The organism is Geodermatophilus ruber (assembly GCF_900114385.1).
Lineage (GTDB): Bacteria > Actinomycetota > Actinomycetes > Mycobacteriales > Geodermatophilaceae > Geodermatophilus > Geodermatophilus ruber.
Genome location: NZ_FOSW01000003.1, coordinates 343,426 through 354,360 on the forward strand (window position 1 = coordinate 343,426; position 10,935 = coordinate 354,360).

Genomic DNA, 10,935 nt, shown 5'->3' on the forward strand with positions numbered 1-10,935 from the left:
CCACTGGTCGCCATCGTCGTAGACGATGGATGGGCGCCGCCACCGCTGCTCAGTCCAGCCGCAGCCGTCCGTCGACCACGTCGCGGGCGACCTCGGTGAGCGTCCGGTCGATCACGAACGCACGGGCCCGGATTGCGCTGAGCGCACCGTCGATGGTGAGCCCCAGCTGCGCCGAGACGATCCCGGCGGCGAGCGACACCTCGCGGTAGGAGCCGGTCGTGCCATCCGGGACGAGCAGCTCGGTGTCGATCCGGTCGAGGTCGGCGAGCACGGCCACCCCGGCCAGGTCGGCGAGCACCGCGGCGTCGATCCACTCGTCGGGGCCGGCGGGCTCCGGGGCGCGGCGGTACATCGTCAGCGTGCCGAGGACGGTGCCGGCGACGGAGAGAGGAAACGCCCACACGCCGGTGAGCCCGGCGGTCGCGGGCGTCCTCGCGAAGCCGGGCCAGCGGCCTCGCTCCGTGGCGACGTCGTAGAAGACCGGCGCCCGATCGGTGAGGGCGGTGAACGTGGGGCCCTCGCCGAGGGTGGACTGCAGCTCCTCGAGGGCCGCCGTCCACCGGTCGGTCGTCGCCAGGGATTCCTGCAGGCCGTCGCCGAGGCACGCCGTGACCGCCGCCCCGTCGACTCCCGCCAGGTTCGTCACGACGGCGCGGCACAGCGCATGGGACCAGCCACGCCAGGCGCGGTCGCTGACGCGGTCGCAGACGGCCTCCCACAGCTGCCGACGTCGCACGACGGCAGGAGAGGCGCCAGCCGGCCCTCGCGCCACGACCAGCGCCGTCAGTGCCTCGCGCAGTCGCGCGGCCGCCACGGCTGCCCCCGGTGCCGGGCAGGGCGCAGTGAGCTGTGCCAGCGCGGTGATGTCCTGGGCGTGGTGCAGGATTCCCGTCACCCGGTCTCGTTCGTCCAGGACGGGGATGTTCACCGGACTCCAGGTCCGCTCGACGAACAGTCCCGAGCCCCGGACCGGCTCGACGTCGTACCGCTGCACCTGCATGGTGTGCGGTCGCGCCGAGCGCAGCACGTGGGTCAGGGACGCGGTCAGGTTGCGCACCCCGTGCGCCGCCGGGGTGTCGGGGTTGTCGGGGAACGCCTCGACGAGGACCTCGCCGAGCAGCGCCGTGCGGTCCCGCCCGCTGGTGGCCAGATAGGCGTCGTTGACCGCCCGAATCCGAAGGTTGACGTCGAGCAGCACGTAAGCGGCGGACCCATCGAGGAACTCCGGCCTCTCGGCCATGGCCCTCAACGCGTGGTGCACGGCGACCTCCTCCAAGCACGGCGCGCGGACCGGCCCATCCCGGGAGGTGGGTGGGTCGGTGGCGGCGAGAGTATGCAGCACGCTGCTCCCGGCGGGCGAGCCCCTGCGCGTCAGCCCGGCGGATCCTCCGCTGCGGGTGGGGGCCGGACCTACGGGTACCAGATGCTGAGGAGTACCGGCTTACCCGCCGGATCGGCGAGCGCTTCCGGCTGGACACCCTCGGCTCCCGGGAGCAGGCCGTCCTCGACGACTGATGACCCAGCGGGGCCTCGTCGGTGGTCGTGGTCAGGTAGGAGCTGCCTCTTCAACTCTCGGTGTTGCGCCTTCGCTGCCGTCATCGTCTCCCGCTGACGGTGATCGGCGGCATCTCCCTCTCGCACGAACACGGCCGTCCCGCCCCGACCGCTGTTCTGGAAGCTCTTCACCGTTCGGCGCATGTCTTCCCAGGCCGTGGCGACCTCATGCACTGCTTTCGTCACCACTCATTCGCGTATGGCGAAATGCAGATCGCCGGCACCGACCCCGCCCGGGCAACCCATGCCGCGACCCGCTTCGCACCGCCCCACGGGGCGTGATCCAGCAAGTCGGCCGGATGACATCCAAGTCGCCGTCCGGGTGGTCGGGTTGCGCCCGCCGGGGCGGGCCATCGCTCCCGGCCGGCGGCTGGCAGCCGTGACCGGGAACGGTCGCGTCCGGCCCCACCGATGAGCTTCGCGGGCCCGCGCGGTCCATCCGGTCGTACCCGTCCCGCATCGACCTGGAGATCCGCCGTGACCACATCTGCCCACCCCGCCCGCCACCTGTTCGTCACCATCCCCGTTGCGGACCTCGAGCGCAGCAAGGCGTTCTTCGCGGCGCTCGGCTTCACCTTCGACCCCAACTTCTCCGGCGAGACCGCCGCCTGCATGGTGGTCGGAGAGCAGGCCCGCGTCATGCTCGGCAGCCACGAGACCTTCGCGCAGTACTCGCACCGGCCGATGGCCGATCCCACCACGCACGCACTGGCGCTCTTCAGCTTCAACGTGCAGACCCGCGAGGAGGTCGACACGGTCGCCGCGGCCGCGCTGGCCGCGGGCGGTGTGGAGGCGGACGGCCCCGAGGACCACGGGTTCATGTACTCGCGGAGCTTCTTCGACCTCGACGGGCACGGCTGGCAGGTCATGTGGATGAACCCGGCGGATGCGCGGCAGGGCGCGGCGGAGTTCGTGGTGGCGGCCCAGTAGGCCGACGCCTCGACACGTCTCCGTCCGGCAGCGACCTTTGGACACACCCCTGTGGGTCACCGCGGCGCATGGAGCCGTGTGCGCATGTCTCGCCCGATCAGGTCAGGAGTGCCGCGAGCGAGGCGTCGGAGGCGGCGAGCGCCGCGCGATCGTAGGTGGCGCCGCTGGCGAGCAGTTCGTCCGCGCCGGTGCGATCGACGAGCTGCTCGAGCCGGCGACGCACCGTCGCCGGCCCACCGGCCGTGACGGCGTCGAGGCCGCGCGCCACCCGATCGGCGTCCTGGTCGTCCCAGCGCTGGTGGCGGATGGACGCGACCGGCTCGAGGGAGTCGAAGACGCCGGTGCGGCGCGAGCGGACCATCGCCCACACCTCCGGCAGGGCCAGCTCACGGCCCTCCGCATCGGTGTCGGCGACCAGCACGTCGACCGAGACGGTGACATGGGGCCGGCTGCCCCGGTGGGGGCGGAATTCGCGGCGGTAGGCAGCGAGCAGGTCACCGAGGTCGGGCCGGGTAAGCACCGGACCGCCCAGCACGACCGGAAGCCCCAGCCGAGCGGCGACCTGGATCCCGCGTCCGGTGGCGAGCACGAAGAGCGGGAGGGGCTCGTCCACCAGCGGGCGCGCGGTGACCGGCGCGGTCCGCTCGAGGTAGCCCCGGACCTCGGCGAGGTCGTCGGCGAACGAATCCGGCGCGTCATCGGGACGGCGCAGCGCACGGCGAACAGGTGCGGTGAAGCCGAGTGAGCGGCCCAGTCCGATGTCGACCCTGCCCGGGTGGAGAGCCGCCAGCATCAGGAACTGCTCGGCCACGACGAGTGGCTGGTGGTGGGGCAGCATCACTCCGCCCGATCCGAGCCGGATCGCCGCCGTGCGCGCCCCGATCGCCGCAAGCAGCACCGCCGGCGCTCCGGACGCGATGCCCGGGACGCCGTGGTGCTCGGCCACCCAGAACCGGGAGTAGCCCAGCCGCTCCGCCGCGACCGCCCGCTCCACGGTGTGCGTCAGGGCAGCCCCCTCCGGCTGGCCGGTGCGGGTGCGGGATCGGTCGAGCAGCGAGAGCCTCACACCACCGGCCAACCGGCGATGCCCCGGCGGGCTTCCGATCCAGCCCCTGAGCAGGGACTACCTCGACGGCACCACCCCGGCCGGGCTACGGAGCGTCAGCCGGTCAGGCTCCGGACCCGTCAGCACACCGCGCCGCTCCCCCACCGGGACGGCGTCTGGGGGACTGCTCCCCCATCGCGGTGCGCGGTGTGGATTCACCCCATCCGGCATTTCTGTCGCCCGACCGCTGCGGCCAGGAGTCAAGGGGCCCCCTACCTGGTAGTCCCCCCGTGTGGGTTCCCATCTCGACGTCGGGCACGCGGCCCGCTACGCCACCCTCGGCCGACTGCTCCTCAAGCACCGAGGGGCTCCGCTGACCGGGCCGGGCCAGACCTCGGATCTCGATCTCGACGGGTACGCACCCGACGGGAGCGAGGTCACCGAGGCGGACGCGGTTCAGCTCGTCGAGGAGCTCGTCCGCATGGGGCCGACCTTCATCAAACTGGGACAGCTGCTCTCCACCCGGGCGGACCTGCTCCCTCCGGTGTACCTCGAGGCCCTGTCCCGGCTTCGCGACGACGTCGAGCCCATGGAACGCGGCGTGGCCGAGAAGGTGATCGAGGAGGAGCTCGGGGTTCGGATCACCCACGCGTTCGGCAGCTTCGAGCCGGATCCCATCGGCTCCGCCTCGCTGGGGCAGGTGCATCGTGCGACGCTGCGGGACGGCCGGCCCGTGGCGGTCAAGGTCCAGCGGCCGGGCATTCGCCGTCGGGCGCTGGAGGACATGGAAGTGATCGCCGAGCTCGCCGAGTTCGTGGACAACCACTCGGAGAGGGCATCGCGCCTGGGCTTCGGCTCCATGGTCGAGCAGTTCCGTGCGTCCCTGGTGGGGGAACTGGACTACCGCCGGGAGGCCGCCAATCTCGAGGTGCTGGGTGACGCCCTCGCCGAGTACGACCGGATCGTCGTCCCGCGGCCCGTTGACGACTACACCACCTCGCGGGTGTTGACGATGGACTACGTGGACGGGCGCAGCGTCGACTCGCTGACCCCCCTGGGCCGTACCGAGCTCGACAGCGAGGATCTCGCCGATCAGCTCCTCGGCGCCTATCTGCACCAGGTGCTGGTGCACGGCTTCTTCCACGCCGATCCCCACCCCGGCAACGTCCTCCTGACTCGGGACGGACGCCTGGCCCTCATCGATCTGGGAATGGTCGCCCGGCTGTCCCCGGAGATCCAGGACCAGTTGTCGCGGCTCCTGCTCGCCATCTCGTCGGGCGATTCCTCGGCCGCGGCCGACGCCCTGGAACGTCTCGGCGACCGCCTCGACGACTACGACCCCGAGGCCTTGCGCACGCGGGTGGCGGACCTGCTGCTGCGGTACGGACGCGCCACCGTCGGCGAGTTGTCGGCCGGCCGCAGCCTGGTCGAGCTCGCCATGGCGGCCTCGTCGTGCGGGCTCCGCCCCGGCGCCGAGCTGACGATGCTGGCCAAGTCGCTCCTCAACCTCGACGAGGTGGCCCGCACCCTCGACCCCGGTGTGCGGATCGACGAGATCATCGAATCGCATGCGGCCGCCGTGATGCGCCACCGGATGGCCGAGAAGGTCCGGCCGGCCAAGGTGATGCGTTCGGCGCTCGACGCCGCCGCGTTCGCCGAGCAGCTGCCGAACCGCCTCAACAAGGTGCTGGAGTCACTCGCGGAGGGGCGCGTCAACCTGCGCCTGGAAGGGCTGGACGAGGGATCGGTCATACGGGGTGCGCAGAAGCTGGCCAACCGGGTCACCGCCGGCGTCATGATCGCGGCGTTCGTCATCAGTGCCGCCCTGTTCTCCTCGGCTCCTCATGCCTCGACCCTCTGGGGTTATCCGTTACTGACCATCGTCTTCCTCGGCCTGGCTATCCTCACCGCGGTCTGGGTCGCTGTGGGAATGCTGCGGCGCGATCTCCCGGAGCGCCGGAGCGGCCGTCGCTAGGTCGTTGTCGCGAGGGCTGCAGGCGTGTGCGTATGTACCAAGTCGCAGGTCAGGCCATGCTCGTTGCGCCCACCCGCACGTCAGGCGCGCCCAGCCGCGCGGCATCTGCGGTGTGGTCGTCGGCCTGCTCCTGGGACTCCCGTTCGGCCTCGACCCGGAGCCGGTAGTGCTCGACCTCCCGGTCGGCGTGGTCTGCGGTCCAGCCCAGCAGCGGCGCGACGATGTCGGCGACCTCGCGGGCGGCGGCCTCCCCCCGGTCGGGCACCTCGATGGAGATCCGGGTGCGCCGGGTGAGAACGTCGTCCAGGTGCAGGGCGCCCTCGTGGCTCACCGCGTAGCGCACCTCGGCCTTCAGGTACTCGGGTGCGGTGTCCAGAGGCTGTCCCAGCTCCGGCTGCTCGGCGATCAGGTCGAACAGCTCCCCGCAGAGCGTCCCGTACCGCCCCAGCAGGTGCTCGACCGTCGCCACGGGGAGGCCTGTGCGCTCGGCGGTGAGCCGCCGGGCGTTGTGCGCGGCGAAGTACCCCTCCGCCCCGACGAGCGGAATGCGCTCGGTGATCGACGGGGGAACGGTGCGCTCCAGGCCGTGCACGGCGGAGTCCACGGCGTCCTTGGCCATCACCCGGTACGTGGTGTACTTCCCGCCGGCGATGACGGTCAGGCCGCGGACCGGGCTGGCGACCGCGTGCTCACGGGAGAGCTTGCTGGTCGCCTCGGACTCCCCGGACAGCAGCGGCCGCAGCCCGGCGTAGACGCCCACGACGTCCTCCCGGGTGAGGGGGTCGGCCAGCAGGGTGTTGGCGTGGTCGAGCAGGTAGTCGATGTCGCTCCTGCTGGCGGCCGGGTGGGCGAGGTCGAGATTCCACTCGGTGTCGGTGGTGCCGATGATCCAGTGGCTTCCCCACGGGATGATGAACAGCAGGCTCTTCTCCGTGCGGGTGATGATCCCGGTGGCACTGTTGATCCGGTTCCGGGGGATGACCAGATGGACGCCTTTCGACGCGCGGACCTGGAACTGCCCCCGCCCCCCGACCAGCTTCTGGATCTCGTCGGTCCAGATCCCCGCGGCGTTGATCACCTGCTCCGCGCGGATGGTGAACTCGCCGCCGTCCTCGAGGTCGCGGACGCGCACCCCCGAGACCCGGTCGCCCTCCCGTAGGAACTCGGTGACCCGGGTGCTGGTGACGCACAGCGCCCCGTACGTCGCCGCCGTCCGGGCCAGCATCATCGTGTGCCGGGCGTCGTCGACCTCGCCCTCGTAGAACCGGACGGCGCCCCGGATGGCCGACCGCTTGCCCGACGGGAAGGACTCCGCCGTCTTCTTGCGGCCGAGGTGCCGGTGGTGACCGGGCACGCCCCGCCCGGCGCCCATCACGTCGTAGACCCCGATCCCGAGCCCGACGTAGGCGCGGTCGATGCGCTTCTCCAGGGGATAGATGAAAGGCACCGGCCGGGCCAGGTGCGGGCACAGCGTGTTGAGCACGAGGCTGCGTTCGCGCAGCGCCTCGAAGACCAGGCTGAAGTTGAACTGCTCGAGGTAGCGCAACCCGCCGTGGAAGAGCTTGCTCGACCGGCTGGAGGTGCCGGCGGCGAAGTCCCGCGCCTCCACCAGACCGACCTTCAGCCCCCGGGTGGCCGCGTCCAGCGCGCTGCCGGCGCCGACGACGCCGCCGCCGATGACGAGGACGTCGAGTTCCTCTCCCGCCAGTCGCTGGAGGGCGGCGGTGCGGTACTCGGGGCTGAGCGCGGCTGAGATGGTCACGGATCGTTCCTCTGCTCGGGGGGCAACCGGAGGCCGGAGGCAGCTGGTCAGTGGCTGATCAGGTTGGAGCGGCTGCGGTCGTGCCGGGTCTCGATCACACGGACTGCGCCGGATCTCGACCGCATGGACAACGACTCGGTGACCACCGAGTTCTCCCCGAAACGGACACCGTGCAGCAGCGCGCCGTCGGTGACGCCGGTGGCACCGAAGAACACGTCGTCGCCGGAGACGAGGTCCCGGGTGGTGAGGATGCGGTCCAGGTCGTGGCCGAAGTCCAGAGCGGCCCGTCGCTCCCCCTCGTCGCGGGGCTGCAGCCGGCCGAAGATCTCCCCGTCGCTGCACCGCAGCGCGCACGCCGCGATCACCCCCTCCGGCGTGCCGCCGACGCCGACCAGCAGGTCCACCGCCGAGCCGGGTTGACCGACGGCGATGGCGCCGGCGACGTCGCCGTCGAGCAGGGACCTGACCGCGGCACCGGCCCGGCGGATCTCGGCCACCAGGTGGTCGTGCCGCGGCCGGTCCAGCACGGCGACCGTGAGGTCCTCCTGCCGCTTGCCCAGCGCGCGGGCCAGCGTCGCGAGGATGTCTGCGATCGGCGCCTCGGGGTCGACCGAGCCGGCGGCGGCGCCGGGCACGACCAGCTTGTGCATGTACACGCACGGCCCCGGGTCGAACATCGTGCCCCGCTCGGCCAGTCCCACGACCGCGACCGCGTCGGGCAGCCCCTTGGCGGCGGCGGTGGTGCCGTCCACCGGGTCGACGGCGATGTCGACCTCGGGGTCCGAGCCGTTCCCGACCTGCTCGCCGTTGAACAGCATCGGGGCCTCGTCCTTCTCCCCCTCGCCGATGACCACGACGCCGCGCATCCCGATCGAGCCCAGCACCGGCCGCATCGCGTCCACCGCAGCCCCGTCGACCTGGTTCTTGTCCCCGCGGCCGACGTAGCGTGCCGCGGAGATGGCGGCGGCCTCGGTGGCGCGGACCAGCTCCAGCGCCAGGTTGCGATCCGGGTCGAGCGCCGTGCCGGAGGCGAGACCGGCGCCGGTCATGCGCCCGCACCCGACGGGGTCGGGAGGGCGGCTTCCGGGTCGGCCGGCGCCGCTCCGACCGGGTCGTCGTCGACGTCGACCCAGTCGAGGGTCCGCTGGACCGCCTTGCGCCATCCGGCATGCCCCGCGACGCGCTGCTCGTCGTCCCACTGCGGTTCCCAGCGGCGGTCCTCGGCCCAGTTGGCCCGGAGCTCGTCGGTGTTCTTCCAGAACCCGCAGGCCAGTCCCGCGCCGTAAGCGGCGCCGAGCGCGGTGGTCTCGGCGACCACCGGGCGGCTGACCGGCACCCCGAGGATGTCGGCCTGCATCTGCATGCACAGCTCGTTGGCGGTGACGCCGCCGTCGACCTTGAGGACCTCGAGGTGCACGCCGGAATCGGACTCCATGGCCTCGGCGACGTCGCGGCTCTGGTAGCAGATGGCCTCGAGGGTGGCCCGGGCGATGTGCTGCCTGCTGTTGAAGCGGGACAGCCCGACGATCGCCCCGCGGGCGTCGGAGCGCCAGTACGGCGCGAACAAGCCGGAGAAGGCCGGGACGAAGTAGACACCGCCGTTGTCGGGGACCTCGCGAGCCAGCACCTCGCTGTGCGCGGCGTCGCGAATGATGCCGAGCTGGTCGCGCAGCCACTGGACCGCCGAACCGGTGACGGCGATGGAGCCCTCGAGGGCGTAGCGCACCGGCTCGTCGCCGAATCGGTAGCAGACGGTCGTGAGCAGGCCGGCCTGCGACCGCACCAGCTCCGTGCCGGTGTTGAGCAGCAGGAAGTTGCCGGTCCCGTAGGTGTTCTTGGCCTCCCCCGGGTCGAAGCAGACCTGGCCCACCATGGCTGCCTGCTGGTCACCCAGCGAAGCGGTGAGCGGGACCTCGCCCCCGAGCGGCCCGGAGGTCCGTGTGGTGCCGTAGCCCCGCGGGTCCGCGGACGGCCGGATCTCGGGCAGCATCGCGCGCGGGATGCCGAAGAAGGAGAGCAGCTCGTCGTCCCAGTCGAGGGTCTCCAGGTCCATCAGCATGGTGCGGGAGGCGTTGGTGACGTCGGTGATGTGGACCCCGCCGTCCGTGCCACCGGTCAGGTTCCACAGCAGCCACGAGTCCGTCGTGCCGAACAGCGCATCACCACGCTCGGCAAGCTCCCGGACGCCGTCGACGTTCTCCAGGATCCACTGGACCTTGCCACCGGCGAAGTAGGTCGCCGGGGGGAGGCCCGCCCGGTGCCGGATGATCTCGCCCTTGCCCTCCCGCTCCAGACGAGCGGCGATCCGGTCGGTGCGGGTGTCCTGCCAGACGATCGCGTTGTACAGCGGACGACCGGTGCGCCGGTCCCAGACGACGGTGGTCTCCCGCTGGTTGGTGATGCCCAGCGCACCCAGATCGGGCGCGCTGATGCCCAGCCGGTTCATCACCGTGCGGATGACGGTTCGGGTCCGTTCCCAGATCTCCACCGGGTTGTGCTCGACCCAGCCGGCCCTGGGCATGATCTGCTCGTGCTCCAGCTGGTACCGGCCGGCCTCCTGCCCGGCGTGGTCGAAGACCATGAACCGGGTGCTGGTGGTGCCCTGGTCGACTGCTCCGATGAAGTCAGCCATTGGTGGCACTCCTTCCGTAGGTCCGCGCCTCGGTGTTCCCGTCATGCCGGTCGCCCGCTCGCGCGACGGCGTCGCCGTCGGCAGAAACGGCAACGTTGCGGTGGAAGGCGACGCGGCGGGGCTCGGGGTCGCTGACCACCTCGCCGACCTCCTGGAAGTCCGGGTGCGCCGAGAGCGGCCGGCCGACGAAGAGCTCGAAGAGTGCGGCGCCGAGCAGCCCGCCGAGGAGGGGCGCCACGATCGGCACCCACCAGTAGGGCGTCCCGGAGCCGTCCACCCAGGCGGTTTCGTAGCCGGTCAGCCAGGAGGCCAGCCGCGGGCCGAAGTCGCGAGCCGGATTGATGGCGTACCCGGCGTTGGCGCCGTAGGCCAGGCCGATGGCCAGGACGACGAACCCGATGATGAGCGGTGCCAGGTTGCTCAGCGGCGGGTTGTTGCGCGCGTCGATGAGAACGAAGACGAGGAAGACCAGGATCGCCGTGCCGATGACCTGGTCGCGGAATCCGCCCATGACGTCGAGCCCCTCGGCGGGCAGCGTGGAGAAGATCGTCTGGGTCGCGGCAGTCGTGCCCGGGTCCGTGGCCGCGATGGCCTCGCTGTAGTTCCAGCGCACGACCAGGGCGGCGAGAAAGGCAGCGGCGACCTGCACGCTCATGTAGGGCAGGACCTTGCGCCACGGGAAGTCGCGGAAGGCGGCGAGAGCCAGGGTGACGGCGGGGTTGAGGTGCGCGCCGCTGATCCGGCCCGCGGTGTACACCCCGAGGGTCACCGCGAAAGCCCAGGCGAGCGCGATGCTGTTGAAGTCGCCGGTCCCCGAGGCGACGACCTGGGCGACGACGCCCAGGCCGATCATGATGAGGATGAACGTTCCGGCGAACTCGGCGAGGAGTTCGCCCACGAGAGGACGGCTGCGCAGAAACGCGGTCATGACCTGTACCTCTGCTCGGTAGCTGGTGCCGCTGTCACCTGTCAGGCGCTGCGCCGACTCCCGGACGACCGCGAGGCGACTGGCAGGTACCGTAAGGGGGCTGTGAGCT

8 protein-coding genes are annotated in these 10,935 nt (G+C 71.7%); 2 read left to right on the forward strand and 6 right to left on the reverse strand.

Annotated features, from left to right (window positions below; translation table 11 throughout):
• Positions 1 to 49: 49 nt before the first annotated feature.
• Positions 50 to 1,261: a PAS domain-containing protein gene (locus tag BMZ50_RS06720; RefSeq protein ID WP_143087108.1), complete on the reverse strand. Its 1,212-nt coding sequence runs from the start codon at positions 1,259 to 1,261 to the stop codon at positions 50 to 52.
• Positions 1,262 to 2,031: 770 nt separating this feature from the next.
• Between BMZ50_RS06720 and BMZ50_RS06730 the strand changes: the two genes are divergently transcribed.
• Complete coding sequence (locus BMZ50_RS06730; RefSeq protein WP_091322519.1) at positions 2,032 to 2,484, forward strand: VOC family protein; 453 nt, start codon at positions 2,032 to 2,034, stop codon at positions 2,482 to 2,484.
• Positions 2,485 to 2,581: 97 nt separating this feature from the next.
• On the opposite strand, the gene BMZ50_RS06735 is transcribed toward BMZ50_RS06730, so the two are convergent.
• Complete coding sequence (locus BMZ50_RS06735; protein ID WP_091322520.1) at positions 2,582 to 3,550, reverse strand: MsnO8 family LLM class oxidoreductase; 969 nt, start codon at positions 3,548 to 3,550, stop codon at positions 2,582 to 2,584.
• A gap of 460 nt (positions 3,551 to 4,010) precedes the next feature.
• On the opposite strand from BMZ50_RS06735, the gene BMZ50_RS06740 reads away from it, so the two are divergent.
• On the forward strand, positions 4,011 to 5,504 hold the full coding sequence (locus tag BMZ50_RS06740; RefSeq protein ID WP_143087109.1) for an ABC1 kinase family protein: 1,494 nt from the start codon (positions 4,011 to 4,013) through the stop codon (positions 5,502 to 5,504).
• A 49-nt stretch (positions 5,505 to 5,553) separates the two neighbouring features.
• Here the strand turns inward: BMZ50_RS06740 and BMZ50_RS06745 are convergent, their stop codons facing one another.
• Genes BMZ50_RS06745 through BMZ50_RS06760 form a run of 4 tightly spaced genes read right to left on the reverse strand, consistent with a single transcriptional unit; the run spans position 5,554 to position 10,826 of the window.
• Positions 5,554 to 7,266, reverse strand: coding sequence for a glycerol-3-phosphate dehydrogenase/oxidase (locus BMZ50_RS06745; protein ID WP_091322522.1), 1,713 nt, complete (start codon positions 7,264 to 7,266; stop codon positions 5,554 to 5,556).
• Positions 7,267 to 7,313: 47 nt separating this feature from the next.
• Entirely contained in the window at positions 7,314 to 8,315 is a 1,002-nt protein-coding gene (glpX, locus tag BMZ50_RS06750) for a class II fructose-bisphosphatase (RefSeq protein WP_091322523.1), read from the reverse strand.
• Positions 8,312 to 9,898, reverse strand: coding sequence for a glycerol kinase GlpK (gene glpK / locus BMZ50_RS06755; protein ID WP_091322524.1), 1,587 nt, complete (start codon positions 9,896 to 9,898; stop codon positions 8,312 to 8,314). Before glpK ends, glpX begins: the two co-directional genes overlap by 4 nt.
• Complete coding sequence (locus BMZ50_RS06760; protein ID WP_091322525.1) at positions 9,891 to 10,826, reverse strand: MIP/aquaporin family protein; 936 nt, start codon at positions 10,824 to 10,826, stop codon at positions 9,891 to 9,893. Before BMZ50_RS06760 ends, glpK begins: the two co-directional genes overlap by 8 nt.
• Positions 10,827 to 10,935 lie beyond the last annotated feature (109 nt).